Here is a 24,345-nt window from a genome sequence, read left to right on the forward strand (position 1 = left end):
CGTTGTTTTACAGTTCGATGACAAGGCCCGGATTGAAACCCGGGTTTTCGAGCTTGCCTTCCCGTGCGTAGCCGCGCGGGTTGCACACCACGCGGGTGGCGCCCAGGCGATAGTCGAAGCTGTCATGGGTGTGTCCGTGCACCCAGAGCGCAGGCTGCCATGCCGCGATTTCCTGGCGCAGGTCGGAGACGAAGCTGGCGTTGAGGTGCGAGCCGGCGAACTTGGGGCTGATGCTCAGCGGTGACGGCGCGAAGTGCGTGATGACCACGGTCTGGCCGTCGTGGGGCGCCTGGAACCGCTGCGCCAGCCAGGCTACCGAGTCCCTGAACAGCGCCTGCGACGTGGCGGGCGTGAAGCGCTCGTCGAAATCCGGCGCAACGCGGATGCGGGAGAAGTCGCGCATCAGTGACTGGGCGTCGCGCAGGCCATCCTCGCGCTGCTGCGGGGAGGCGAACAAGCGGTAGTCGGACCACAGCGTGCAGCCGAGAAAGCGCACGCCACGGTAATGCCATTCCGAGCGCTCCAGCACCTGTACCTGCGTGCCGGCCGCGCCGGCGCGCAGGGCGTCCATGGTGGTGGCCAGGTCGCTGCCGTAGAACTCGTGGTTGCCAGCCACGTACAGGGTGGGCAGGGTGGCGGCCGCGGCCCATGCCATGGCTTCCCGGGGGCGCCAGATGTCGCCAGCCAGTATCATCACGTCGACATCGGGATTCGGAAAGTCCATCGGATAGACCGAAAGATGCAGGTCCGAAACCAAGCCAATTTTCATGCGTCTCTCCTTGGGGGGATCTGGCGATGCCAATCCCGGCACCATGCCTGAATTGCAATCCATCACCATCAATGTCCGCGGGGGCCCATAGAGTAATGCTACAGCCGGATTCGCGATCTTCACCGGACGTTCCCGCGCTGGCAGGCACGGTGGGGCGCTACTGCGAAGCCCGGCCCTGGGCTGAGCTCCAGCCGCACTTTCAGTGCGTGTGGACCAGCGTCTTGCCAGCTGACCACGCCGGTGCGATCGCCGTCGTGCCGGACGGCTGCGTGGATGTGCTCTGGCGCGCGGGCCGGCTGCTGGTGGTCGGGCCTGACATCACCGCAGCCCGGCCGGACCTGGCGCCCGGCGCGGCGGTGCTGGGTGCGCGCTTTCAACCGGGCGCGGCGCTGCCCTGGCTGGGCCTGCCCATGTCGGAGATTGTCGGGAGGCAGGTCGAGCTGGCCGAGCTGTGGGGGGCGCGTGGGCGGGAATTTGCCGGGAGGATGGAGGAGGCCGCGGCTGCAGGGCGCGAGGTGGAAGTATTCCAGAGCCAGTTGGCACAGATGGCGTTGCGCGTCGACGCCCCGAGCCGCGAGGCGGCAGCCATTTTCGCGCTGGTGCAGGCCAATGCCGGCATGGCGGGCGAGACGATTCCCCTGCTCCTGCGCCGGCTGGGCCTTGGCGAGCGCACGCTGCGGCGCCGCAGCGTCGAGCATTTCGGCTATGGCGCGAAGACGCTGGAGCGGATCCTGCGGTTCCAGCGTGCGTTGTCGCTGGCGCACGACTCGACGCAGCGGGCAGGCAACGGCGCAGGCAGGGCGGACAGGTCTGATTTTGGGCTGGCCGCGCTCGCGGCGGATGCGGGCTACGCCGACCAGGCCCACCTGAGCCGGGAGATCCAGTCGCTGTGCGGCATGACGGCGTCGGCCCTGCTGCGCCAGTTGCGCGCGCCAAAGGCTTGATTGGCCGTTTTGTTCAAGCCTTGCCGCGGCATCCGGGTGAAAATGGAGTTCCTTATCCATCACCAGGGAGTTCGCCATGGGCACCAGAGGCCAGGACCGGCAGATCGACAACATCGAGTTCAATGTCAGCGACATCGCGCGCAGCAAGGCGTTCTATGGCGCAGCCTTCGGCTGGACCTTTACCGACTACGGCCCCGCCTACTGCGAGTTCACCGATGGCCGGCTGACCGGTGGCTTCACCACCGGCGAAGCGGTTCGCCCCGGCGGGCCGCTCGTGATCCTGTACGCGGATGATCTGGCGCTGGCGCAGCGGGGTGTGGAAGCTGCCGGCGGCACCGTGGTCCGGGCGGTCTTCTCGTTCCCGGGCGGGCGGCGTTTCCACTTCCGCGACCCGGACGGCTACGAGCTGGCGGTGTGGTCGGCGGCATAGCGCAGGCGCGCAGCCAGGCGCCGCCTTAGTCATCATCCTGGTCAGCTGCCTATCCGCCGGCGACGCCGTCGCCTGCAGATATTCGCGTTATCCCGTATTGTGTCGGCTTGCCATGCCCTCTCTCGCATCGGGAGGGTGAGCCATGGTGCATGTATCAAACAATCGGGCAGGGCGCCGGCGCATCGCGCGCGGCTTCCCGGGCGCGGCGGTAACTGGCAAAGACAGTGTCGAACACAGCAGAATCCAATCTCCCCCCTCGCGTGGCGGACGCGCCCATGACGCCGCTGGAGCGCCGCGGCATGGCTGCCATCCTGGTGGCGGTCTCACTCGCTACGCTCGATACGGCAATCGCCAACACCGCACTTCCCAACATCGCGGCCTCGCTGCATGCCACCCCGGCGGCATCGGTCTGGGTCATCAACGCCTACCAGCTCGCCATGGTGGCCACGCTGCTGCCGTTCGCGGCGCTGGGCGGCATCGTCGGGCACCGGCGCGTGTATCTCGGCGGCCTGATGCTGTTCATCGCCGCATCGGTAGTCTGCGCGCTTTCCTGGTCGCTGCCCACGCTGGTTGCAGCCCGGTTGCTGCAGGGCGTGGGCGCCAGCGCCATCATGAGCGTGAACGCGGCGCTGATCAGCGCGATCTTTCCACCGCACCGGCTCGGGCGTGGCGTCGGGCTCAATGCGCTGGTGGTTGGCGTGTCGTTTGCGGTGGGGCCCACGGTGGCCTCGATCATCCTGTCGCTGGGGCCGTGGCCGTGGCTGTTTGCCGTGAACCTGCCGATCGGCTTGCTGGCGCTCTACATCGCCTGGCCCGCGCTGCCCCGGACGATGCGCGGCGCGCACCGCTTTGACCGCGTCGCCGCGGGGCTCAACGTGGTGATGTTCGCCTCGCTGATCTTCGCGCTGGGCGAGGGCGCGCAACGCGCGCCGCTGGGGCAGTCGCTGGCGGCGCTGGCCTTGTTCCTGGTGGCGTTCGTGCTGATGCTGCGCCGCGAGCGCGGCCATCCCGCACCGATGCTGCCCGTCGATTTGCTCAAGCGGCCCATGTTCGCGCTGTCGACCATGACCGCGATCTGCTCGTTCGCCGCGCAGGGGCTGGCCTTCGTGTCGCTGCCGTTCTACTTCGAGAGCGTGCTGGGGCGCAGCCCGATCGAGACGGGTTTCCTGATGACGCCGTGGTCGGCGGTGGTGGCGCTGATGGCGCCGCTGGCCGGGCGGCTGTCCGACCGCTATGCGCCCGGTTTGCTCGGCGGCGTGGGGCTGGCGGTGATGTGCATGGGCATGGCGTCGCTGGCGCTGCTGCCGGCCCATCCCAGCGCCCTGGATATCGGCATCCGCATGGCGATTTGCGGCGCGGGATTCGGCTTCTTCCAGTCGCCCAACCTCAAGGCGCTGATGTCGAGCGCGCCGCGCGAGCGCGCCGGCGGCGCCAGTGGCGTGATTGCCACCGCGCGCCTGCTCGGCCAGGCAACCGGTGCGGCGCTGGTCGCGCTTAGCTTCGGCATTGCGGGCCGCTACGGCCCCACCCTGGCGCTGGCGATCGGCGCGGGCTTCGCGGGCGTGGCCAGTATCGCCAGCGGGCTGCGCCTGATCACGCGTGAGGCGGGCGCGGCTGCGCTGCAGCCCACGGGCAAGTGACCGGCAGCCGGTAGTTCAGCGGCGCCGTCGTTGCCGTTGCTGCCTCAAAAGCCCACCGGCGCGTGTGGCACGTAGGGCGCCTCCAGCGCGGCGATTTCCTCGGCGGTGAGGCCGAGCGAGAGCGCTGCCACGGCATCCTCGATATGGTGGGGCTTGGATGCCCCAATGATCGGCGAGGTGATCTCCCGCTTCTGCGACAACCACGCCAGCGCCACCTGGGCAGGCGGTACGCCGCGCGCCTGCGCAATGGCGTGCACCTGTTCCACCACCACACGGTCCGACGCCTCGGTATCGCGGTACAGCGTCTTGCCAAACGTGTCGCTCTCCTCGCGGGCGCTGCCGGCATGCCACGGCCGGGTCAGGCGGCCGCGCGCCAGCGGGCTCCACGGCATCACCGCGATGCCCTCGGCGGCGCACAGCGGCAGCATCTCGCGCTCCTCTTCGCGGTTCAGCAGGTTCACATGGTCCTGCATGCTGGCGAACTGCGTCCAGCCGTGCAGGCGCGAGGTGTAGATGGCCTTCGAAAACTGCCAGGCATACATCGAGGACGCGCCGATATAGCGCGCCTTGCCCGCCTTGACCACATCGTGCAGCGCTTCGAGGGTTTCCTCGATGGGCGTATGCGGATCCCAGCGGTGGATCTGGTACAGGTCGACGTAGTCGGTGCCCAGGCGGCGCAGGCTGTTGTCGATCTCGGCCAGGATGGCGCGGCGCGACAGGCCGGCCCCGTTCGGGCCGGGGCGCATGCGGCCGTGGACCTTGGTGGCGATCACCACGTCGTCGCGGCTGGCGAAGTCTTTCAGCGCGCGGCCGACGATTTCCTCGGAGGTGCCGTCGGAATAGACGTTGGCGGTATCGAAGAAGTTGATGCCGGCCTCGATCGCCTGCCGGATCAGCGGGCGGCTGGCTGGCTCGCCAAGCGTCCAGGGGTGGTTGCCGCGCTCGGGCACGCCGTAGGTCATGCAGCCCAGGCACAGCCGGGAGACTTTCAGTCCCGTCGCGCCAAACCTTACATAGTCCATCTTGCCTCTCCTTGAATGCGTCGCTGCCGTCGCTGCCGGGCGGTGGGCCCGCGGCGGACTCCGGCATGGTATGCCAATTCCAGCGAAGACGACGGTGCTCAGGGCAGCACGTAGCCGCCATCGACGAACAAGGTGGATCTGGTCATCGGCCGAGGCGATCTTGGGCGCGGCTTCGTGCACGGCGTGGTACTGGCCCCGGAACTAGCTGCGAAATGGGCTTTCCACCGCATCGTGGCCATCGCTGTGGATGGACGCGACCTGGTAGGCGGCGCCGGGTGCGAACAGGTAATCGAGGCGGGCGATCCTGGCGAAGAACGCTGCGACCGATTCGCGCTCCGTCATATCGACCACATCCACAGCGTTCGGCGAAATAGGACGGCGACCACAGTGCGCCGCCCCAGCGTTTCTGGCGCTTGCGGCAGCGAGAGCCAGGCGTTGATTTCCGGGCGACCGTTGAAGCGTGTCGATGCCCTATCGCGGGCTAAGGGGTTGCCGGCTTGAGGTTGGGGCTTCGGCGCGCCTCGCCAAGGCGCTGCACAAAGAAGGACAGGATTTCGTCGCGTGCGGCTACTGTCGGTTCGCCAGCTTCGTCAATCAGGTGGACGGTGACGACGCTGTGCGGGCAAGGCACGTGCTGGGCAAAGAAGGCAGGGGCATCGGGGTTGGCGGCACTGTCTGGCAGCGCGCGTCCCACGAACCGCTCGCCAAGGGCCTCGGCATAGGCGGCAAAGCGTTCTGCCCTGCAAAACCGATCGCCTTCAAATCGATACGCCAGCACCGTGAGATCCTCCCGCTCGAGCCGCTCGCGTACCGCGGCGAGCTCCCCGGGCGCCATTTCGATGCCGCCCGGATCCTCCAACGGCAACGAAGGCTGGCAGATCACCGGCGCGAGCATCGCCGGCTCCAGCATCATCGACAGTGCGAAGTTGCCGGTGAAACACATGCCGATGGCGCCGACGCCGGGGCCGCCGCACTCCTGGTGCGCCTGCTTTGCCAGCGCCCTCAGCCACTGTGTCACCGGGCTCGATTGATTGGCAGCAAATGCGCGAAACTCCGCGCTAACGCAGGCGCGGCGAAAGACCGCAGCACCTGCCTCGGCGTCCGGCACGGCGCCGTCGCGGCCGAAGAGCGACGGCATGTAGACCGTCAAGCCCGCATCGCGTACCCACCGGGCAAAGCGTGCGACGTGCGGGCTGATGCCCGGCATCTCCGTCATGACGATCACGGCTGGCCCTGTGCCGGCCACGTGGACCACCTTGGCCACGCCGTCGAGCGTGATCGTGCGGTGCGTGAAATCGTCAAGGCGGTCTTCTTCCTTCATGCTGCGTATCACCATGGCATCGTCTCCCGTACGCTGGATGGTCAGGCCGCATCGGCCAGATGCTGCAGGTGCCCGTAGCCGGCCACCTTCGCGAAGCGAGGCAACTGCCAGACATCCCCATTGCCCCCCCAGGTGCCGTCCGGCACATCGTGGAGCTTCACCGAGGTGGCCAGCCGCCGCTGGTCGTCGGCTGGCTGTGCCTGCTGGAAGGCATCGTGCATCAGCCGCACGTACAACGCCCTGGCCGGCGCATCCAGCACGCCAGCGGGCACATGGACCGTCGCGAGCCAGGGCAGCACCTGCGATGACATGTCGACGCCGCCGCACGTCCACAGGCCGGCCTGCGCTTCTTCGATCACGACCCAGATTGCGAAGCGCTTGTGCGGGTCGTCGGGCATGCACTCCGCCACAGCGGCGGCGTCGCTGATGCGGCGGGCGTTACCCCCAGCCAATATCGAACGGCGGGTGAAGGGCCTTGACGCGGGGCGTCATCGGCGACCATTCAATGGCGCAGGTGATGTGGCGCATCCTCGTCGCCGTCTTCGGGGCCTAGGGTCGCCGCAGGCGCCCAGGTGTCGATGGAAAGCGCCGCGTCGATCGCAGCCAATTGGCGGAGCGTTTGCGGCGAGACGTGGACGCCGACGTTTTCGATATCCCCCTCGCAGAACAGAAAGCACAGAATGTAGCCATCGCTGCCGAGCGCCACACGGATGTGCTGATACATGGGGGAGATCTTCTCTATCAGCGACATGATGTGCTCATCCGCTGAAAATCCCTCGATCTCGTCGCGGGAAGTCATTTTCAGGACCGAGTGAGGAACGACGCCCAGCGCTCGGAGTTCCCCTTTCCGAGAATAGTCATAGGTGCTGAGCCCTAGGGTGTCGGCAAGCGCCTCGGGATCGAATTGATCGCCATAGAAACAAAGGCTCGCATACATTCTGGTTAGCATTTTTCCCGTTCCGTGCGTGCAATGTCTTGAGACTGTCTCGTCATGGCTTGATCTCCGGCGCAGCCTGGTGCTCTCGCTGGACGCAATCATGGGTGCCACTTCCGATCCTGGATTCGCTACTTGGGTTCAACGCCGGAGAACAGTGAGTGTCCGCAGGATCTCGTGAGACATCGGCACCGGGCCGCGGCCGGCATTCACGCTTTATCGGTTGGGGAGATTGTACAAAGAACTGCGCGAATAAAGATGGTGCGCGCGGATGGGCCAGCGGGAAGTCGGGGCCCGGATACGCGCGTCGGCTTGCTGGCTGTCCGTTCGTGGCTCCCCCGCCGAACGCAATCCGTGCGTCATTCGTTTTTCTTCTTCCGCCCCCTTTTTCCCCTTTCCCCCCTTCCGGGCCAGCCGGCCAGCCGCGAGAGTAGAATCTCGCAAAATTTTTCGCTCGTGGCGCACGGGAATCGACATGACACAAGGCAACGCCAATGCCAACGCCGCTGCGGTGACCGGGCTGGAGCCGGCCGCGGCAGCAAATCCACCGCACGGCCGGCAAGGCCTCACGGAACAGGAGCAGGGCGCTTACGCCCGCAAGGCCGTGATCGCCTCGGCGGTCGGCTACGCGCTGGACGGCTTCGACCTGCTTATCCTCGGCTTTATCCTGAGCGCGGTGTCTGCCGGCCTCGGGCTGACCAGCACCCAGGCGGGCTCGCTGGTCACCTGGACGCTGGTGGGTGCGGTGGCCGGCGGCATCTTCTTCGGCATCCTGAGCGACTACGTGGGCCGGGTGAAGGTGCTGACCTGGACCATCCTGCTGTTTGCCGTCTTTACCGGGCTGTGCGCGCTGGCGCAAGGCTACTGGGATCTGCTGGCCTACCGGACCATCGCCGGCTTTGGCCTTGGCGGCGAGTTCGGCATCGGCATGGCGCTGGCCACCGAGGCCTGCCGGCCCGGCCAGCGTGCCCGCGTTTCCTCCTATGTGGGCCTTGGCTGGCAGGCGGGCGTGCTTGCCGCGGCGCTGCTGACGCCGGTGCTGCTGCCTTATATCGGCTGGCGCGGCATGTTTGCCATCGGCGTGCTGCCGGCGGTGGCGTCGTTCGTGGTGCGCCGCTTTGTCGGCGAGCCGGAGGTGTTCGTTGCCAGCAACAAGGTGGCGCGCAAGGGCAACCCGCTCAAGATGCTGGTGGCGGATGCCGCGACCGCGCGTGCCAGCCTGGGCGTGGTGGTGCTGTGCTCGGTGCAGAACTTCGGCTACTACGGCCTGATGATCTGGATGCCGACCTACCTGGCCAAGCAGTTCAATTACTCGCTGACCAAGTCCGCGCTGTGGACCTCGGTGACCATCGTCGGCATGGCCTTCGGGATCTGGGTGTTCGGCCAGCTCGCGGACCGCGTCGGCCGCCGGCCCACCTTCCTGATCTACCAGGCCGGGGCAGTGGTGATGGTCTTTGTCTACTCCCAGCTGTCGACGCCCTATGCGCTGCTGTTCGGCGGCGCGGTGATGGGCCTGTTCGTCAACGGCATGATCGGCGGCTATGGGGCGCTGATCTCGGAGCTGTATCCCACGCAGGCCCGCGCCACCGCGCAGAACGTGCTGTTCAATATCGGCCGTGGCGTGGGCGGCTTTGGCCCGCTGGCGGTCGGTGCGCTGGCCGCCAGCTATTCGTTTGGCACCGCGATTGCCGTGCTGGCGTCGATCTATGTGCTGGATATCCTGGCTACGCTGTTCCTGATTCCGGAGCGCAAGGGCACCGCGCTGGAGTAGCCGGGACCCTTAGTCCAACCCTTAAGCTCCGCTCTGCACCGCCGGCCCTCCCAGCGCCTTGTACAAGGTCGTGATGTTCACCAGCCGGTCGAACCGGTTGCGCGCCGCCGCCACCGCTGCCTGGCGCAACGTCTCCTTGGCATCGAGCCAGGGCTGCAGCGCGGTGGCGCCGGCGCGGTAGCGCGCCGCGCCAAGCCGCTCCGCCCGGCTCGCGGACTCCAGCGATTCCCCCAGCCGATCCGCGCGCACGCCCAGCCCCGCATGATCGGACAGCGCGTTTTCCACTTCGGCAAAGGCCGTGTACAGCGACTGCCGGTATTGCACCACTGTTTCCTGGTACTCGTTCTGCGACACCTGTATCGTCAGCTGCGTGGTGTTCCATTGCAGGAAGGGCAGGCTCAGCCCGGCGCCGAGCAGGGCGGTGGGGTCGCGCAGCAGCGAAGCCAGCGCCGCGCTGCCGGTGCCGACGATGCCGGTCAGCGTCAGCTTGGGGTAGAAGCTGGCGCGGGTCGCGTCGGCGTTTGCCAGGGCGGCGCGCAGGCGCCATTCGGCCTGCCGCACGTCGGGCCGACGTCCGACAACCGCGGCGGGAATGCCGGCGGCGATGCGCGGCAGCGCTTCGACGGGCAAGGCCTGCGGCTCGGCCACGCCGTGCCCGGGCGGACGGTTGAACAGGATGGCCAGGGCCTGGCGGTTTTCGCTGCGCTGCTGGTCCAGCACGGTACGCTCGGCCAGCAGGGCGGCCAGTTGCTGCTCGGCTTGCGCCAGGTCCAGGCCGGACACCGCGCCGGCGCGGTAGCGCGCGGCCACCAGGCCAAGCGTGCGCCGTGCGTCCGTCAGGCTTTGGCCGGAGATGTCGATCAGTTCGTTCAACAGCCCGGCGCGCCAGTACAGCGTGGCCGTGGTGGCCGCCAGGGCGATGGTTGCGGCTTCCAGGTCGGCCGCGCTCGCGCGCGCTTCCCAGTCCGCCGCGCCGCGCAGGCTGGCCAGGCGCCCCCACAGGTCGATCTCATAGTTCACTGTCGCATTGATCCCCCCTTCGTCGCGCCGCCCGGGGCCGTCCAGGCTCCATTGGCGCGTGCCTCTGGCCTGCGCGCTCAGTTCGGGCGCGCGGTTGGTGGCGGCCAGCCCTGCGCGCAGCCGGGCGCGCTCGAAGCGCAGCGCGGCAATGGCGAGATCGTTGTTGGTTGCCAGCGCGGACGCGACCAGCGCGCTCAGCTGTGGATCGCCAAATGCCTCCCACCAGGCGTGCGGCGCCAGCGCCGTGCCCGGCTGCCCGGCCGTGTCCTGCCGGGGCGCATGTTGCCAGTGCTGCGGCACGTCCAGCGCGGGATCCACCTCTGGCGTGCGCAGTCCGCTGCAAGCACTCAGGGCAACGGCAATCACCGGCAGCGCGACGAGCAGGCGCACTGGTCGCCGTGGCGAATGCGGACTGCGCCTATTCATGGCCAAGCGCCTCGATCGGTTGCAGGCGCGCGGCGTTGCGCGCCGGCATATAGCCGAACACCACGCCGATCAGTGTCGAACACAGGAAGGCGCCGGCAACCGCGCCCGCGGAGAACACCATCTGCCATTGCGGGATCAGCAGCGCCAGCGCCAGCCCGACCAGGTAGGCCACGGTGGTGCCGATCACCCCGCCCAGCAGGCATACCAGCACGGCTTCGGTCAGGAATTGCATCAGCACGTCGCGCTGCCGGGCGCCCACGGCCATGCGGATGCCGATCTCGCGGGTGCGCTCGGTCACCGAGACCAGCATGATGTTCATCACGCCGATGCCGCCGACCAGCAGCGAGATCACGGCGACCGCCGACAAGAACAGCGTGAGCGCTTGCCCGGTGCGTTCCATGGTCTTGACGATGCTGTCCATGTTGTAGGTAAAGAAGTCCTTCTTGCCGTGGCGCAGCGTCAGCAGGCGCTCGATGGCTTGCTGGGCCGCCGCGCTGGGCTGGCCGTCGCGGATGCGCACGGACAGCTCGTCGAAATGCGACTGGCCGAAGATGCGGCTGCCCGCGGTGGTGTAGGGCAGCCAGATATTGAGGCTGCTGCCGTTGTCGTCGAACATGGTCTTCTTCTCGCGCGCCACGCCGATCACCACGCAAGGCAGGTTGCCCACCAGGATGACCTGGCCCAGCGCGCTCAACGCATTGCCGAACAGCTTGCGGCGGGTCTTTTCGTCGATCACGGCCACTTGCGCGTGCCTGCGCAGCTCGTCCGGCAGGAAGGCCGCGCCTTGCGTCAGGCCCAGGCCACGCACGCGGAAGAAGCTGGCGCCCACGCCATGCACGGTGGCGTTGACATCGACGCTGCGGTACCTCAGCCGCTGGACCTTGCTGGTGATCGCGGTGGCGCTGTCCACATACGGCAGCGCGTGCAGGGCCTCGATATCGGCGGCCACCAGGGTGCGGATGCCGGCGGCGCGGTCGTCGCCAAAATCCTTGCCGGGGAAGATCTCGAGCGTGTTGGCGCCGATGGCGCGGATATCGGCCATCACATAGCGCTTGGCGCCTTCGCCGATGGCCACGATCGACACCACGGAGGCGATGCCGATGATGATGCCCAGCATGGTCAGCGCGGTGCGCATGCGATGCGCCATCAAGGCGCCCCAGGCCATGGAAAAAGCCTCGGTGAAGCCCTGCCAGGCGCGTGCACGCCGCAGCGGGGCCTCGGCGTTGCCGCCGGCCCCCGGGGCCTGAGTGGCCGGCTTGGCTTGCACGAGGCCGCTGCCCGGCTCATCCTCGGCCTGCGGCGGCCGGTTGGCGCGGTCGGCCACGATACGGCCGTCGGCGATCTCGATGATGCGCTCGGCGTTGCGCGCCAGTCCCATGTCGTGGGTGACGATGATCACCGTGTGGCCGAGCGCATGCAGCTCGCGCAGGATGGCCAGGACTTCCTTGCCGCTATGGCTGTCGAGCGCGCCCGTGGGCTCGTCCGCCAGGATCACCTGGCCGCCGTTGATCAGCGCGCGGGCAATGCTCACGCGCTGCTGCTGGCCGCCGGAGAGCTGGGATGGGCGGTGCCCGGCGCGCTCGCCCAAGCCCAGCCGCTCCAGCAGTTGCAGCGCGCGGGCACGGCGCGCGGCGCGGTCGGTGGCGGCGTAGATGGCCGGCATTTCCACGTTGTCCGCGGCGCAAAGCTGGGCCAGCAGATGGTAGCGCTGGAAGATAAAGCCGAAGCGCTCGCGGCGCAGGCGGGCCAGTGCGTCATCGTCCAGGGCCGCCACGTCCTGGCCTGCCACCAGGTAGCGCCCGGCGTTGGCCTGGTCCAGGCAGCCCAGGATGTTCATCAGCGTGGACTTGCCGGAGCCGGACGCGCCGACGATGGCGACCATCTCGCCCGCGCAGATGGCCAGGCTGACCTGGCGCAGCACGGGGATGTCCTGGTTGCCGGCGCGGAACGTGCGTTCCACATGCTGCAGCAGCAAGAGCGGGGCTTGCGTCATGGCCTGGTCTCCGCGTTGACGACGCCGGCATCGCCGGTGATGACGCGGTCGCCTTGCGTCAGGCCGCTGAGCACTTGCGCGTGCGCGCTGTTGCTCAGGCCGGTGCGCACCTGCACCGTCTCCACGCGCTGGTCCGGGCGCAGCACGCGGACTTCCATGCTGCCGTCCCGGCCGCGCGGCCCCAGCGCGGCCAGGGGCACCAGCAGCGTGTTCCTGGCTTCGCCCAGCATGATGGCGACCTGCGCCGTCATATCGATGCGCAGCCTGCGGCCCGGATTGGGCACGTCGAACAACGCATTGAAGAACACGGCGTTGTTGATTTTCTCCGGCGACGGTTGAATGGCCTGCAGCGATGCGTGGTAGCGCCGGTCCGGCTCGCCCATGATGGTGAAGTAGACCGCCTGCCGGTCGGCGATGCGGATCACATCGGCCTCCGACACCTGCGCCTTGACGGTCATGGCATCCAGGTTGGCCAGCTTGAGGATGGTCGGTACCTGGTAGGACGCCACCACGGTCTGGCCCTCGAGCGTGGTGAGCGCCACCACCTCGCCGTCCATCGGCGCGACGATGCGGGTGTAGCCAAGGTCGATGCGGGCGGACTCTGCCTTGATGCTGAGCTGCGCGATATCGGCGTCCAGGGCGAGCAGCTCTGCCTCCAGCGAGCGCAGGTCGGCTTCGGCGATTTCAAGGTCCTGGCGCGAGGCCGCCTCCTGCGACTGCAGCTCGCGCTGGCGTTGCCAGTTCAGGCGGGCCTGGCGCAGGCGCGAGCGCTTGGCGTCACGCTGGGCCTTGCCGCTGGCCACGGCGGCATTTGCCTGGCGCAGCGCATTCTCCAGCAGCACCGGGTCGATCTGGGCCAGCAACTGGCCCTGCTTGACCTTGTCGCCGAGCTTCACCTTCAGCGATTTGAGCTGGCCATTGACCTGCGCGCCGACTTCAACCTGGCGGATGGGCTGCAATACGCCATTGGCCAGCACGGTGACTTCGAGGTCGCCGCGGGTGACGGTGGCGGTGATGTACTCGGGGTGCTTGCCGGGTGTCAGGCGCCAGGCCGCCAACGCAATGATGGCGGACAGGGTGAGCACGGCGATGATCAGGCCGTGCCTGCGGCGGTTTGGGGGATGAGCCATTAGCGTTGCGGGGATCTACGGAAAAAGGATCAAGGTCAGGAGGCAATCTGCGGCGAATGTCTTGGGGAATAGGCGTAGAGGCTTATTCTTGAAATCAAAGGCTGTGGCGATGCATGAGGGGATTGTGAACGGACAGGCCTGCCGCGTCTGTGGGCAATCTATCCCCGCTTGTATGAAAGTGTGGCGATATGTGCGGCTTTGTCTTCGCGCCTGTGTTGGCGGCGCGCGCGGGGCGGTGGCTCGAAGATCCGGGCGCGCTTTGGCGGCGGGCGGACGGATCTCGCCGGGTGGATCGCATTGGTCTTGCCCGGCCAATGCGAATCGATTCTGGAGGCCAACGATTGCCCTGAAGCAGCGAAAATCAACTCAAGACAATTGCGCACAATTACGCACACTTTCGCGTCACTTTCCAACAGACACCGCTAGGCCCTGTCCCTAGACTCTGGGGCTTGATCCATGGGGGCTCAGGTGAATCGCATGTTGAGAAGAAGATTGGAGAGATCAATGTGGGCCGGCGCTTTTCTGGCCAGCGGCCTTGGCTGTGCCAGCGCGTATGCCGACAATGTCTACACGGTCGGACTGGGCCTGGGCGCCGCGCCGCGCTATGAGGGCAGCAACGAGTACCGGCTGATCGGCGGCCCGCTGTTCAGCGCGGAGTTCGGCAATGGGTTCTTCATCAGTCCGCTGCGCGGCGGCGCTGGCTACGGCCACACGTTCTCCAACGGCATGTTCGCGTCGTTTGGCCTCGACTACGACCTGGGCCGCACCGACAGCAAACGCTTCGACCTGCCGGGCTCCGATCACCTGAAAGGCATGGGGCGGATCCCGGGTTCCCTGGTGGGGGCGTTGCAGGTCGGCATGCCGGTGTACGGCGCAGCCGTACTCAGCGTGACGCTCGACGCGCCGATGACCAACCGCGACCGTGGCCTGAGCGGCCATATCGACCTGTCCGTGCCGGTGTACAAGGCCGGCAAGCACCTCGTCAGTGTCAGCCCCAGCCTGCATTTCGGCTCGCGCAAATACACCCAGACCTTCTACGGCGTGACCGATGCGCAAGCCGCGAACAGCCAGTTCCGCCCCTACACCACCAAGGCGGGATTCGACCGCGCCAGCGTGGCCGTGTCCTGGGAATACGAGATATCGCCCTCCTGGTCGGTAAACAGCACGGTGGCCGTGACCCGCTTGCTGGGTGACAGCGCCAACAGCCCGATCGTGCAGTCGAAACAGTCGTTCGTTGGCCTGGCTGCACTCAAGTACCGCTTCTAGCCGCACCGGCTGCGTAACTCCGTTCTGCTTTGCTCCTGTTCGCCGAGGGAAGACATGACACCGCGAATCCCCATCCTGATGTACCACCAGATCGATGCGCCGCCGCCGCGCGGCACACCGATGCGCAGCCTTGTGGTGGCCGCGCGCGATTTCTCCTGGCAGATGCGCCTGCTCCGGCTGATGGGCTATCGCGGCCTGGCCTTGCGCGACCTGCTGCCCTACCTGCGCGGCGAGAAGGCCGGCAAGGTGGTGGGCATCACGCTGGACGACGGCTACCGGAACAACCTGGAGCATGCGCTGCCAGTGCTGCAGCGTTGCGGGTTCAGCGCTACCTGCTATGCGGTCAGCAGCCTGGTGGGCAGGACCAATGCCTGGGACACGGCCATTGGCGTGCCGCAGACGCCGCTGATGACCGTGCCGGAACTGCGCACCTGGACCCGTGCGGGCATGGAAGTCGGCGCGCATACGCGCACCCATGTGGACCTGACCAGGATGGATGGCGATGCCGCGCGCGACCAGATCGCGGGCAGCAAGCTCGCGCTGCAAGATGCGCTCGGCGTGCCGGTCCGGCACTTCTGCTATCCCTATGGCGCATTCAATCAACCCGTCGCCGACCTGGTGCGGGAAGCCGGCTACCACAGTGCGGTGACCACGCAGCGCGGCCGCGCCGCGATCGGCGGCAACCTGTTCGGCCTGCCGCGCGTGCTGGTCGCGCGGTCCTCGCATGCCGGGCATGTCTTGCTGAAGCTGGCGACTGCCTATGAAGATCGCCGCGGCGCGGAGGTAGTGTCATGATGCATGCTGACCGGGTCGCCGCGCTGTCCGCCGGCCAGCTGCGGGTGCTGGTGCTGAACTCCCGGCTGGATGGCGGCGGCATCGATTCGCACACGCTGTCGCTGTGCCGGGCCCTGCGGATGCAGGATTGCCTGGTGAGCCTGGCCGCGCCGGCGCGCGCCCGCTGGATCGACGCGGCGCAGGCCATGCCCGGCATCCAGGTGCTCGCGCTGGATGCCGGGCGAGCGGTCTGGCCGCTGGCGCTGTCACGCTATATCCGCGAGCAGCGCATCGATGTCATCCACGCGCATCACGGGCGCGATTACTGGGTAGCGATCGCGGCCTGGATGCTGTCCGGGCGAACCGCATCGGTGGTGGTGACGCGCCACCTGATGACCCAGCTCAAGGAGCGCACGCGCCGCTACCTGGCGGCGTTCTCCAACGTGATCGCGGTGTCCGATGCGGTGCAGGAGTCGCTGCGCCGGGTCGATCCGGAGCGTGCCCTGCGGCTGCGGCGGATCTACTGCGGGATCGACACCGAGCGCTTTCGCCGCATCGCCATGCGCGGCGATCGCGTGCGCGAGGCCCTTGGGCTGCCGCAGCACGCGTGGGTCTACGCGATGATCGGCGGGGCGCAGCGGCCCGACGGAAAGGGGCAATTCTACTTCGTCAAGGCTGCGGCGAAGGTGCTGGCACGGCATCCGCATGCGCATTTCCTTTGCGTCGGCGAAGGCGACCTGATCCCGCAGTTGCGCCGCCAGGCGCAGGCGCTGGGCCTGGCCGGGCACATCCACTTCCTGCCGTTCGAGCATGATGTGGCGTCGCTGATGCAGGCGATCGATGTGCTGGTGCATCCGGCCGTGGGCAGCGAGGCGCTGGGGTTGGTGATACTGGAAGCGCTGAGCTGCAGCAAGCCAGTGATTGCCACCGCGCTGGACGGGATCCCCGAGACCTTTCTTGACGGTGCGCACGGCGTGCTGGTTCCGCCGCGCGACACGCATGCCCTGGCGCAGGCCATGTGCCAGCTGGCGGCGGACCCCGGGCGCGCGGCCCGCATGGGGCGGCGCGGGCGCGGCTGGGTGGAGGTGAACTTCTCGCTGGCCTCGCTCGGGCGCGAAACCGTGCAGTTGTACCGGGACTGCGTGACGGCGGCGCGGCATCGGGACAGGGCGCGCATCGCGCAAAGCGGGCAGGCCGCGCGGGCAACGTCGGAGCGGACCTGAAACGGTGCGTTTCGGCACCAGGGTGGGGACAGTCGTCTATACTTGTCAGCATGCTAACAAGTTTGGTGAGTTGAATGTCCTCTGCAAAACGTCAAACGACGCGCTCCGCTGCTCCGATCGAGGATCCGGTGCAGTCCGAAGCGGACCCGGCCAAGGAGCTGCTCTGGGCGCGGCCCGGCTTCCTGGTGCGTCGCCTGCACCAGATCCACGTGGCCATGTTTTTCGAGGAATGCAAGTCTCCCAGCATCACGCCGGTGCAGTACGCCATCCTGACGGTATTGTCCGTGCTGCCGGGGCTGGACCAGACCGCGTTGGGGCAGGAAGTTGGTTTTGACCGCACCACTACCGCCGACGTGGTGCGCCGGCTGGAAGAACGTGGCCTGGTCGAGCGCAAGGACAATCCGGCCGACCGCCGCATGCGCCACGTGCACCTGACCAAGGAAGGGCAAACCGTGGTGGCGTCGCTGCGCGCGGACATGGAGCGTGCGCAGGAGCGCATGCTGGCACCGCTGCGCCCGGCGCAGCGCAAGGTGTTCATGGACTTGCTGTCGACGCTGGTCGAGGCCAACAACGACTATAGCCGCACCGTGTTGCGCATCATGTAGGGACAGCGCGCCGGCATGGCGCCGGCGCCTGGACTACACCTGCTCATACCGGATAGACCAGGTCGTTGGCGATGATGGTGGTGTCGTACACGACCTGGCGCTCGGCCAGCAGCAGCTTGCCCTCGATGCGGGCGAAGCGGTCGTGATACGTGCCCGCCATGTGGATGGTGGTGGGACCCTCGACCAGCGTTTGCAGCAGCAGGAAGCTGGCCTGCGCCTGGATCTCGCCATACTCGCTTTCATCGGTGACGCGCGTATTGGTGACGAGGTGCAGCATATAGCGCGGCGCGAACATCTGGGTGCGCGCAATCGCCACCGCCCGGTCGTGCATCATGCCGCGGCCTTCGGCATAGACCAGCCCCACCGGCAGCCCGAGTTCCACGTTCTCCCGTGCGGTGACGCGGTAGATGCAATCCTCGGTAAAGAACTCGGGCCACGTTTCCACCATGCCGGCATCGAGCACGGCGCAGTATTCGCTGTGGAAGGCGTCGATCTCCATGCGCAGCGCTTGCGCGCGCGCGGGGGCCAGCTTGCAGGGGCGAAAGAGGCTATGGGCCATCGGTGTCATGGTTGGGGTGATTGTCAGTGTCATGCGGCTCAGAACCCCATCACGCTGCGGTAGTACTGGTACATGGCGCGGATCGCGGACTCCGAGATCAGCGAGTTGGCGGTGCCCACGTGTCCGGGATCGAGCTTCAGCACATTGCGCTCGGTGCTGGAGCGGCGCACGCCCTCCTGCACGAACTTCATCGCCTCGTTGTCCTCCAGGCCAAGGAAGCCGGCCGGGCCCATCAGGTTGCCCTGGCGCAGGCGGTGGCGCGTCATCTCCTCGGTGTCGTCCTCATAGCCGAACATGGTCCACTGCATCAGCATGCTGTCCGGGCCGTTGGGCACGATCTGGCGCACGCCCAGCGTGTTCATCTCGCGCTGCACGATCAGGTTCGGCCAGATGGTCTGCATGGTGACGGACCACGGCGAATCGAACTCCTTGATGTACTCGAGGAAGCGGTCGTCCTGCAGGCGCATGCCTTCGTGGTAGGAGCGCATCTCCTTCTTGTTCTCGTCGCTCACCGCCGCGTACTTGTCTTCCTTCTTGGCCGAGGCCATGGTGCCGTGGCGGCCGTGCACCGGGTCCGCGATCATGGCGGAGTCGTTGCCGGCGACCAGCAGGCCAAACACCACCAGGAAGGAGTGCAGCAGCGTGGCGTGGTACGGGTCCTTCAGGTTCTCGTGGTACATCTTCCAGTTGCAGGGCAACTCGTTCTTGTAGTACCCGAGGATCTTGAGCGGCTTGCCGTTGAACACCACGTCGAAATCCTTGAGGATTTCCGGCGTCATATACACGTCCAGCGGTTCCATGTCGTTGGCGTAGGAGGCGAAGATCACTCCGTTGCGCGTGGCCACGTTCAGCTTCACCAGGCCATGGTCTTCATTGCGGAAGTCCTTGGGCATGCCGCCGGCACGATTCACGCCGCGCTTGAACGGCACACCCTGCAGGTTGCCTTTCAGGTCGTAGGACCACTGGTGATACGGGCAGACGAACTCCTTGGCGTTGCCCTGGCCATGCCGGCAGAACTCCGCGCCGCGGTGTGCACAGCGGTTCTCGAAGACATTGACGCTGCCGTCTTCAGCGCGCGCCACGACCACGGGTGTCGGCCCGACGTAAGAGCGCTTGAAGTCGCCCGGGTTGGGAATCTCGGCCTCGAGCGCGACGAAATTCCATGAGCGGCCGCGGAAGATCTTCTCCAGTTCCAGGTCGTACACGGCATTGCTGGTGTACACCCAGTCCGGGATGAAATGCAGGGCGTCCTCCGGCCACTGGCAGGCGGCCAGTTCGGCATCCTTGGCGCGCGGCGTGCGGTTGATGACCGCATGGGTCTGGTACATGTTTCGTTCCTCGTTCAGGATTGGGTCTCGCTCGCGCGCACGGCGGTGGCTTCGCGCGCCGCCTGCTTCAAGGGCAGGGCGGTGTCGCACAGCAAGCCGATATCGCAGGCGGTGCCTTGTTCGATCAGGTTGCGCAGCGGGCGCAGGTCGCCGCCCGCGTTGACGGCGATGGCGTGGCGCAGTTGTGCGCCGGCCATGCCAAGCAGCAGGAATCTGGGGGGCGTGTCGGCGCCGGGGGCTTCCATGCTGCCGCGCAGCGTGTAGCGCAGCGCGGGGTCCATGGCGCCCAGCATCTGGATATTGCAGCCGAGCTGGTCGGTCCAGAACCAGGGCAAGGCGCTAGGGGCTGTCGGCACGCCGAGCATGGCGGCCGCGGCGATGCGGGCCTGCTCATTGGCGTTCTGCCACGACTCCAGGCGCATCTCCTGGCCAAACAACGGCTGGTACTGGCTGGCGCAATCGCCGGCGGCAAACACACCCGGCGCGCTGGTGCGGCAGTGCGCGTCGACCTGGATGCCGCCGTTGCCCGGGTGGAGCGCAAGCCCGGCGGCCTCCGCCAGGCCCACATTGGGGTGCAGCCCGATGGCCACCACCGCCAGCGGCGCGCGCAGCGCGGTGCCGTCGGCCAGCATGACGGCAACCTCGTCCGCGGCCGGCGGGATCGACGCGATCCCGCAGCCCAGGCGCAGGTCGATGCCGAGGCCGCGCACGCGTTGCGCCAGCCAGTCCGAGAACACGCTCGGCACGGCGCGCTGCAGCAACAGCGGCGCGGCTTCGACCACCGTCACCGCCAGCCCCATGGCGCGGGCGGTGGATGCGGTTTCCAGTCCAAGGAAACCGCCGCCGATCACCAGCACCGCGCGCTCACGGCGCAGCGCAGCCCGCAAGCCGCGCGCATCGGCGAGCGAGCGCAGGTAATGCACCCGGGGCTGCCCCTCGGGCAGGGCGGGCAGGGCGCGGGCACGCCCACCGGTAGCCAGCAGGCAGCGGCTGAAGGAAATCGCCTGGCCATCGGCGCAATGCGCCGTGGCGCTGGCGGGATCGAGCGAGGCCACGGTGGTGGCCAGGCGCAAGTCGATGCCTTGCTCGGCGTAGAAGCCCGGCGCGTGCACGCCGATGCGCTCGTCTTGCTGTTCGTCCGCCAGCACGGCCTTGGACAGCGGCGGGCGCTCATACGGCGCATGGGCCTCGCCGCCGACCATGACGATGCCACCGTCATGGCCCAGCGCGCGCAGCGCGGCTGCGGCCGTGGCGCCAGCCTGGCCGGCGCCGATGATCAGGATGGGAGCGTCCTGTGACATGGCCGGCGCTCAGGCGGTGACCATGACATCGACCAGGACATCGCTGTCCACGATCTTGACCGGGTAGACCTTGATGCCCTGGGTGGCGGGCGCGCACATGGCCTGGCCGGTGCGGATATCGAAGCGCGCCTGGTGCAGCGGGCATTCGATGCAGCCATCTTCCAGGTAGCCGTCGGACAGCAGCGCGTACTGGTGCGTGCAGACGTTGTCGGTGACGAAGTACTCCCCTTCGCTGCGGTACAGGGCCAGCTGCGCTTCGCCAAGCGTGAGCGGCATCACTTCATCGTCCTGAAGCTGGCCGGTGGTGGCGATCTTGGTCCAAGCCATGATGCATCTCCTTTAATCAGTATGCTGAGTATTAATGATCAGTGTACTGATTTAAATTGCCGACTGAATCAGCGTTAACCCTCGAGTGTCGCCGAGGTGGCGGAATGGCCGTGCAGGGGCGTGGCGGCGCTGTCCGGGGCAGGGCGCGCCAGTGCGGCCCGGCGCTCCAGCAGGGCTTGCACCTCGCCCATGATGCCGCGGCGAAAGGTGAGCACGCAGACCACGAAGATCAGGCCTGTGACCATGCTGACCGACTCGCCCAGCGTATTGAACCAGTCCACGCCCGTCATCGCGGCCAGGCTGCTGCCGGCATCGCCGAGCTTGTTCTCGACCGCGACGATCACCAGCGCGCCCAGGATCGGCCCGGACAAGGTGCCCATGCCGCCCACCAGCGTCATCAGGATGACGGATCCGGACATGGCCCAGTGCACGTCGGTCAGCGTGGCAAAGCCGAGCACCAGCGTCTTCAATGCGCCTGCCAGGCCCGCCAGCGCGGACGACAGCACAAAGGCCAGCAGCTTGAACCTGTCCGTGTCATAGCCCAGCGAGATGGCGCGCGGCTCGTTTTCCTTGATGGCCCGCAGCACCTGGCCGAAGGGCGAGTTCACCACCCGCGCGATCAGCAGCAGTGCGGCGCCGGCCACGATGGACACCACGTAGTACATCGTCAGGTCGCCTTCCAGCGAGATCAGCCCGAACAGGCTGCCGCGCGGCACCGCCTGCAAGCCGTCCTCGCCGCCCGTCACCGGAGCCTGCAGGCAGAAGAAGTAGAACATCTGCGCCAGCGCCAGCGTCACCATCGCAAAGTAGATGCCCTGGCGCCGGATCGCCAGCGCGCCGAAGGCCAGGCCGAGCAGCGCGCCGAACGCCGTGCCGGCCAGCAGCCCGAGCTCCGGCGTGGCGTGCAGGGATTTCATCACGTAGCCGCAGGCGTAGGCCGCGCCGCCAAAGAACGCGGCATGGCCGAATGACAGCAGCCCGGTAAAGCCCAGCAGCAGGTTGAAGGCGCAGGCAAACAAGGCGAAGCACATCAGTTTCATCGCCAGCACCGGGTAGGCGCCGAGCAAGGGTGCAAGCGCGACGGCCGCCATCAGCAGGGCGCCGGTCAGTCTTGCGCGAGAGTCAGAGGTCATTATTTTTCCTTTCCGAACAGGCCGGCGGGGCGCACCATCAGCACGCACACCATGGCCACGAAGACGACGGTTGCCGAGGCTTCCGGGTAGAACACCTTGGTCATGCCTTCGAACACGCCCAGGCCCAGCCCGGTGAAGATGGAACCAAGGATCGAGCCCATGCCGCCGATCACCACCACGGCGAACACGGTGATGATCAGGTTCTGGCCCATCAGCGGCGAGATCTGCATCACGGGCGCGGCCAGCACGCCGGCAAAGGCGGCCAGCCCCACGCCGAAGGCGTAGGTCAGCGTCACCAGCAACGGCACGTTGATGCCGAATGCTTCCACCATGCGCGGGTTCTCCGTGCCGGCGCGCAGGTAGGCGCCAAGCCGCGTCTTCTCGATCACATACCAGGTGGCGAAGCACACCACCAGGGAGGCCGCCACCACCCAGGCTCGGTAGTTGGGCAGCACCATGAAGCCCACGCTGGTGGCGCCCGTCAGCGCTTCGGGCGTGGCGTAGGACAGGCCGGAGACGCCATACGCCGAGCGCAGCAGCCCTTCGATCAGCAGGCAGATGCCTAGCGTCAGCAGCAGGCCATAGAGGTGATCGAAGCGATAGAGCCGGCGCAGCATGGTGCGCTCCAGCACCACGCCCAGCACGCCGGTGACGAGCGGGGCGAGGATCAGCATCAGCCAATAGCTCAGCCCCAGGTAGGCCAGGCCCATCCAGGCCAGCACGGCGCCCAGCATGAACAGGGCGCCATGGGCAAAGTTGATGATATTGAGCAGGCCAAAGATGACTGCCAGCCCAAGGCTCAGGATGGCGTAGAACGAGCCGTTGACGAGTCCGAGCAGCAACTGGCTCAGCAGGGCGGGCATGGGTATGCCAAAAAATTCCATGACGATGGTTCCTTACACGCCAAGCAGGGCGTTCAGCGTGGGCATCTTGCGCGCGAGCGCGCTGGCGTCGAAGCACTCCACCATGCGCCCGTGCTCCATCACGTAGAAGCGATCAGCGAGTGGCGCGGCGAAGCGGAAGTTCTGCTCCACCATGACGATGGTGTAGCCGCGTTTCTTGAGCGTGGTGATCATGCTGGCGAGGGTCTGGACGATGACGGGGGCCAGGCCTTCGGAGATTTCATCGAGCAGCAGCACGCTCGCGCGGGTGCGCAGGATGCGGGCGACGGCCAGCATCTGCTGCTCGCCGCCCGACATGCGCGTGCCCTGGCTCTTGCGGCGTTCCCACAGGTTGGGGAACATCGCGTAGATCTCGTCCAGCGGCATCGGCTCGCGGCCCGACGTTGCAACGTCAGGCTTGAACACCGGCGGCAGCATCAGGTTTTCCTCGCACGACAGGCTGGAAAAGATCGCGCGTTCCTCGGGGCAATAGCCCAGGCCCAGCGGCGCGATGCGGTGTGTCTTCATGCCGATGGTCTCGGTGCCGTTGACGCGGATCGAGCCCTTGCGGGCGCCGGCCAGCCCCATGATGGCGCGCATGGTGGTGGTGCGGCCCGCGCCGTTGCGGCCCAGCACGGTGACGACCTCGCCCGGGTTGACGCGCAGGTCCACGCCGTGAAGGATGTGGGATTCGCCATACCAGGCGTGCAGGTCCTGGATCTGCAGGGCCGGGGTGGGCTGGCTCGTGGGTTGGTTCGTGAGTTGGCGCATCATGCGGCCTGCACCGGTTCGCCGTCGGCCGTGCCCATGTACGCTTCCATCACTTGCGGGTTGCGCGTCATTTCCTCGTACGGCCCCTCCGCCAGGATGGCGCCGCGCTGGAGCACGGTGATGCGCTCGGCGATGGACGACACCACGCTCATGTTGTGTTCCACCATCAGCACGGTGCGTCCCGCGCTAACCTGCTTGATCAAGGCGGTCACCACCTCCACATCCTCGTGCCCCATGCCTTGCGTGGGCTCGTCGAGCAGCATCAGCTCGGGGTCCATGGCCAGCGTGGTGGCGATCTCCAGCGCGCGCTTGCGGCCATAGGCCAGCTCGGCGGCCGGCAGGTCGGCAAAGCCTTCCAGGCCGACGGCCTTGAGCAGCGCGACCGCGCGGTCGTTGAGCTCGTCCAGCGAGCGCTTGCTCTTCCAGAAGTGATAGGCGGTGCCGAGCTTGCGCTGCAGCGCCACCCGCACGTTCTCCATCACGGTGAGCTGCGGGAACACCGCCGAGATCTGGAAGGACCGGATCACGCCCTTGCGGGCGATCTGGGCGGGGCGCTCCCGCGTGATGTCCTCGCCGTTGAACAGGATGGTCCCGGCGGAGGGCGCGTGGAACTTCGTCAGCAGGTTGAAGCACGTGGTCTTGCCGGCGCCATTGGGCCCGATCAGGGCGTGGATGGCGCCGCGCCGAACGCGCAGGTCGACCTTGCTGACGGCGGTGAAGCCCTTGAACGCCTTGGTGAGGCCTCGGGTTTCAAGGATGACGTCAGCCTGGCTCATG

At 67.2% G+C, this 24,345-nt stretch carries 25 protein-coding genes; 8 read left to right on the plus strand and 17 right to left on the minus strand.

Translation table 11 applies throughout. The features are described 5' to 3' along the window. Window positions 1–7: 7 nt before the first annotated feature. Window positions 8–769, minus strand: a complete 762-nt coding sequence (locus RR42_RS26340; protein ID WP_043354328.1) for a metallophosphoesterase — start codon at window positions 767–769, stop codon at window positions 8–10. 149 nt (window positions 770–918) lie between these two features. Here RR42_RS26340 and RR42_RS26345 point away from each other — a divergent pair, with 149 nt between their 5' ends. The 3 genes from RR42_RS26345 (at window position 919) to RR42_RS26355 (ending at window position 3,783) form a co-directional block, all read left to right on the plus strand. Next, complete coding sequence (locus RR42_RS26345) at window positions 919–1,713, plus strand: DUF6597 domain-containing transcriptional factor (protein ID WP_419188920.1); 795 nt, start codon at window positions 919–921, stop codon at window positions 1,711–1,713. A 76-nt stretch (window positions 1,714–1,789) separates the two neighbouring features. Continuing rightward, window positions 1,790–2,143, plus strand: coding sequence for a VOC family protein (locus RR42_RS26350; RefSeq protein WP_043354329.1), 354 nt, complete (start codon window positions 1,790–1,792; stop codon window positions 2,141–2,143). 275 nt (window positions 2,144–2,418) lie between these two features. Beyond that, window positions 2,419–3,783, plus strand: a complete 1,365-nt coding sequence (locus tag RR42_RS26355) for an MFS transporter (protein ID WP_043354330.1) — start codon at window positions 2,419–2,421, stop codon at window positions 3,781–3,783. Between the two features lie 44 nt (window positions 3,784–3,827). Here the strand turns inward: RR42_RS26355 and RR42_RS26360 are convergent, their stop codons facing one another. From RR42_RS26360 to RR42_RS26375, 5 genes are all read right to left on the minus strand, one after another. Beyond that, entirely contained in the window at window positions 3,828–4,805 is a 978-nt protein-coding gene (locus tag RR42_RS26360; RefSeq protein ID WP_043354332.1) for an aldo/keto reductase, read from the minus strand. 201 nt (window positions 4,806–5,006) lie between these two features. Continuing rightward, window positions 5,007–5,147 carry a hypothetical protein gene (locus tag RR42_RS40520; RefSeq protein ID WP_158408315.1) on the minus strand — a complete coding sequence of 47 codons (141 nt, stop codon included), beginning with the start codon at window positions 5,145–5,147 and terminating at the stop codon, window positions 5,007–5,009. Between the two features lie 139 nt (window positions 5,148–5,286). After that, complete coding sequence (locus RR42_RS26365; RefSeq protein WP_052494981.1) at window positions 5,287–6,141, minus strand: dienelactone hydrolase family protein; 855 nt, start codon at window positions 6,139–6,141, stop codon at window positions 5,287–5,289. Window positions 6,142–6,167: 26 nt separating this feature from the next. Next, entirely contained in the window at window positions 6,168–6,524 is a 357-nt protein-coding gene (locus RR42_RS26370) for a tautomerase (RefSeq protein ID WP_144409958.1), read from the minus strand. 104 nt (window positions 6,525–6,628) lie between these two features. Continuing rightward, window positions 6,629–7,075 (minus strand): DUF4279 domain-containing protein, encoded by a 447-nt coding sequence (locus RR42_RS26375; protein ID WP_043354334.1) that lies wholly within the window; start codon window positions 7,073–7,075, stop codon window positions 6,629–6,631. 460 nt (window positions 7,076–7,535) lie between these two features. Here RR42_RS26375 and RR42_RS26380 point away from each other — a divergent pair, with 460 nt between their 5' ends. Beyond that, the gene (locus tag RR42_RS26380) at window positions 7,536–8,831 is read left to right on the plus strand and encodes an MFS transporter (protein ID WP_043354336.1); all 1,296 of its coding nucleotides are present in this window, start codon (window positions 7,536–7,538) and stop codon (window positions 8,829–8,831) included. Window positions 8,832–8,852: 21 nt separating this feature from the next. Here RR42_RS26380 and RR42_RS26385 read toward each other — a convergent pair whose 3' ends face one another. Genes RR42_RS26385 through macA form a run of 3 tightly spaced genes read right to left on the minus strand, consistent with a single transcriptional unit; the run spans window position 8,853 to window position 13,400 of the window. Next, a complete protein-coding gene (locus tag RR42_RS26385) occupies window positions 8,853–10,277 on the minus strand; it encodes an efflux transporter outer membrane subunit (RefSeq protein WP_082055119.1) in 1,425 nt (474 codons plus the stop codon). Further along, window positions 10,270–12,270 (minus strand): MacB family efflux pump subunit, encoded by a 2,001-nt coding sequence (locus RR42_RS26390; protein WP_043354338.1) that lies wholly within the window; start codon window positions 12,268–12,270, stop codon window positions 10,270–10,272. The genes RR42_RS26385 and RR42_RS26390 overlap by 8 nt, the downstream gene beginning before the upstream one ends. Continuing rightward, on the minus strand, window positions 12,267–13,400 hold the full coding sequence (gene macA / locus RR42_RS26395) for a macrolide transporter subunit MacA (RefSeq protein WP_043354339.1): 1,134 nt from the start codon (window positions 13,398–13,400) through the stop codon (window positions 12,267–12,269). Before macA ends, RR42_RS26390 begins: the two co-directional genes overlap by 4 nt. Before the next feature lie 504 nt (window positions 13,401–13,904). On the opposite strand from macA, the gene RR42_RS26400 reads away from it, so the two are divergent. From RR42_RS26400 to RR42_RS26415, 4 genes are all read left to right on the plus strand, one after another. Then, window positions 13,905–14,666 carry a MipA/OmpV family protein gene (locus tag RR42_RS26400; protein ID WP_052494984.1) on the plus strand — a complete coding sequence of 254 codons (762 nt, stop codon included), beginning with the start codon at window positions 13,905–13,907 and terminating at the stop codon, window positions 14,664–14,666. A 54-nt stretch (window positions 14,667–14,720) separates the two neighbouring features. Continuing rightward, window positions 14,721–15,461, plus strand: coding sequence for a polysaccharide deacetylase family protein (locus tag RR42_RS26405; protein WP_144409959.1), 741 nt, complete (start codon window positions 14,721–14,723; stop codon window positions 15,459–15,461). Next, on the plus strand, window positions 15,458–16,663 hold the full coding sequence (locus RR42_RS26410; protein ID WP_043354343.1) for a glycosyltransferase family 4 protein: 1,206 nt from the start codon (window positions 15,458–15,460) through the stop codon (window positions 16,661–16,663). The genes RR42_RS26405 and RR42_RS26410 overlap by 4 nt, the downstream gene beginning before the upstream one ends. Before the next feature lie 74 nt (window positions 16,664–16,737). Then, complete coding sequence (locus RR42_RS26415) at window positions 16,738–17,268, plus strand: MarR family winged helix-turn-helix transcriptional regulator (protein ID WP_043354345.1); 531 nt, start codon at window positions 16,738–16,740, stop codon at window positions 17,266–17,268. 43 nt (window positions 17,269–17,311) lie between these two features. On the opposite strand, the gene RR42_RS26420 is transcribed toward RR42_RS26415, so the two are convergent. The 8 genes from RR42_RS26420 to RR42_RS26455 form a co-directional block, all read right to left on the minus strand. Continuing rightward, window positions 17,312–17,827 (minus strand): aromatic-ring-hydroxylating dioxygenase subunit beta, encoded by a 516-nt coding sequence (locus tag RR42_RS26420; RefSeq protein ID WP_043354347.1) that lies wholly within the window; start codon window positions 17,825–17,827, stop codon window positions 17,312–17,314. Window positions 17,828–17,865: 38 nt separating this feature from the next. After that, the gene (locus tag RR42_RS26425; protein WP_043354349.1) at window positions 17,866–19,155 is read right to left on the minus strand and encodes an aromatic ring-hydroxylating dioxygenase subunit alpha; all 1,290 of its coding nucleotides are present in this window, start codon (window positions 19,153–19,155) and stop codon (window positions 17,866–17,868) included. 14 nt (window positions 19,156–19,169) lie between these two features. Then, entirely contained in the window at window positions 19,170–20,456 is a 1,287-nt protein-coding gene (locus RR42_RS26430; protein ID WP_043354351.1) for an NAD(P)/FAD-dependent oxidoreductase, read from the minus strand. Window positions 20,457–20,465: 9 nt separating this feature from the next. Beyond that, window positions 20,466–20,783 carry a non-heme iron oxygenase ferredoxin subunit gene (locus tag RR42_RS26435; protein WP_043354352.1) on the minus strand — a complete coding sequence of 106 codons (318 nt, stop codon included), beginning with the start codon at window positions 20,781–20,783 and terminating at the stop codon, window positions 20,466–20,468. A gap of 74 nt (window positions 20,784–20,857) precedes the next feature. Further along, window positions 20,858–21,916 carry a branched-chain amino acid ABC transporter permease gene (locus tag RR42_RS26440; RefSeq protein WP_043354353.1) on the minus strand — a complete coding sequence of 353 codons (1,059 nt, stop codon included), beginning with the start codon at window positions 21,914–21,916 and terminating at the stop codon, window positions 20,858–20,860. Then, window positions 21,916–22,800, minus strand: a complete 885-nt coding sequence (locus tag RR42_RS26445; RefSeq protein ID WP_043354354.1) for a branched-chain amino acid ABC transporter permease — start codon at window positions 22,798–22,800, stop codon at window positions 21,916–21,918. The genes RR42_RS26440 and RR42_RS26445 overlap by 1 nt, the downstream gene beginning before the upstream one ends. 12 nt (window positions 22,801–22,812) lie before the next feature. Continuing rightward, window positions 22,813–23,568 (minus strand): ABC transporter ATP-binding protein, encoded by a 756-nt coding sequence (locus RR42_RS26450; RefSeq protein ID WP_052495253.1) that lies wholly within the window; start codon window positions 23,566–23,568, stop codon window positions 22,813–22,815. After that, a complete protein-coding gene (locus RR42_RS26455) occupies window positions 23,568–24,344 on the minus strand; it encodes an ABC transporter ATP-binding protein (protein WP_043354356.1) in 777 nt (258 codons plus the stop codon). The genes RR42_RS26450 and RR42_RS26455 overlap by 1 nt, the downstream gene beginning before the upstream one ends. Window position 24,345: the final 1 nt, after the last annotated feature.

Origin of the sequence: Cupriavidus basilensis (assembly GCF_000832305.1) — a bacterium.
Taxonomy (GTDB): domain Bacteria; phylum Pseudomonadota; class Gammaproteobacteria; order Burkholderiales; family Burkholderiaceae; genus Cupriavidus; species Cupriavidus basilensis_F.

What these genes read in the sequence shown, in the direction of transcription:
- RR42_RS26340 (WP_043354328.1), bottom strand. Translation starts at nt 769, where the DNA reads ATGAAAATTGGCTTGGTTTCGGACCTGCATCTTTCGGTCTATCCGATG.
- RR42_RS26350 (WP_043354329.1), top strand. Translation starts at nt 1,790, where the DNA reads ATGGGCACCAGAGGCCAGGACCGGCAGATCGACAACATCGAGTTCAAT.
- RR42_RS26355 (WP_043354330.1), top strand. Translation starts at nt 2,419, where the DNA reads ATGACGCCGCTGGAGCGCCGCGGCATGGCTGCCATCCTGGTGGCGGTC.
- RR42_RS26360 (WP_043354332.1), bottom strand. Translation starts at nt 4,805, where the DNA reads ATGGACTATGTAAGGTTTGGCGCGACGGGACTGAAAGTCTCCCGGCTG.
- RR42_RS40520 (WP_158408315.1), bottom strand. Translation starts at nt 5,147, where the DNA reads ATGACGGAGCGCGAATCGGTCGCAGCGTTCTTCGCCAGGATCGCCCGC.
- RR42_RS26365 (WP_052494981.1), bottom strand. Translation starts at nt 6,141, where the DNA reads ATGGTGATACGCAGCATGAAGGAAGAAGACCGCCTTGACGATTTCACG.
- RR42_RS26370 (WP_144409958.1), bottom strand. Translation starts at nt 6,524, where the DNA reads ATGCCCGACGACCCGCACAAGCGCTTCGCAATCTGGGTCGTGATCGAA.
- RR42_RS26375 (WP_043354334.1), bottom strand. Translation starts at nt 7,075, where the DNA reads ATGCTAACCAGAATGTATGCGAGCCTTTGTTTCTATGGCGATCAATTC.
- RR42_RS26380 (WP_043354336.1), top strand. Translation starts at nt 7,536, where the DNA reads ATGACACAAGGCAACGCCAATGCCAACGCCGCTGCGGTGACCGGGCTG.
- RR42_RS26385 (WP_082055119.1), bottom strand. Translation starts at nt 10,277, where the DNA reads ATGAATAGGCGCAGTCCGCATTCGCCACGGCGACCAGTGCGCCTGCTC.
- RR42_RS26390 (WP_043354338.1), bottom strand. Translation starts at nt 12,270, where the DNA reads ATGACGCAAGCCCCGCTCTTGCTGCTGCAGCATGTGGAACGCACGTTC.
- macA (WP_043354339.1), bottom strand. Translation starts at nt 13,400, where the DNA reads ATGGCTCATCCCCCAAACCGCCGCAGGCACGGCCTGATCATCGCCGTG.
- RR42_RS26400 (WP_052494984.1), top strand. Translation starts at nt 13,905, where the DNA reads ATGTGGGCCGGCGCTTTTCTGGCCAGCGGCCTTGGCTGTGCCAGCGCG.
- RR42_RS26405 (WP_144409959.1), top strand. Translation starts at nt 14,721, where the DNA reads ATGACACCGCGAATCCCCATCCTGATGTACCACCAGATCGATGCGCCG.
- RR42_RS26410 (WP_043354343.1), top strand. Translation starts at nt 15,458, where the DNA reads ATGATGCATGCTGACCGGGTCGCCGCGCTGTCCGCCGGCCAGCTGCGG.
- RR42_RS26415 (WP_043354345.1), top strand. Translation starts at nt 16,738, where the DNA reads ATGTCCTCTGCAAAACGTCAAACGACGCGCTCCGCTGCTCCGATCGAG.
- RR42_RS26420 (WP_043354347.1), bottom strand. Translation starts at nt 17,827, where the DNA reads ATGGCCCATAGCCTCTTTCGCCCCTGCAAGCTGGCCCCCGCGCGCGCG.
- RR42_RS26425 (WP_043354349.1), bottom strand. Translation starts at nt 19,155, where the DNA reads ATGTACCAGACCCATGCGGTCATCAACCGCACGCCGCGCGCCAAGGAT.
- RR42_RS26430 (WP_043354351.1), bottom strand. Translation starts at nt 20,456, where the DNA reads ATGTCACAGGACGCTCCCATCCTGATCATCGGCGCCGGCCAGGCTGGC.
- RR42_RS26435 (WP_043354352.1), bottom strand. Translation starts at nt 20,783, where the DNA reads ATGGCTTGGACCAAGATCGCCACCACCGGCCAGCTTCAGGACGATGAA.
- RR42_RS26440 (WP_043354353.1), bottom strand. Translation starts at nt 21,916, where the DNA reads ATGACCTCTGACTCTCGCGCAAGACTGACCGGCGCCCTGCTGATGGCG.
- RR42_RS26445 (WP_043354354.1), bottom strand. Translation starts at nt 22,800, where the DNA reads ATGGAATTTTTTGGCATACCCATGCCCGCCCTGCTGAGCCAGTTGCTG.
- RR42_RS26450 (WP_052495253.1), bottom strand. Translation starts at nt 23,568, where the DNA reads ATGCGCCAACTCACGAACCAACCCACGAGCCAGCCCACCCCGGCCCTG.
- RR42_RS26455 (WP_043354356.1), bottom strand. Translation starts at nt 24,344, where the DNA reads ATGAGCCAGGCTGACGTCATCCTTGAAACCCGAGGCCTCACCAAGGCG.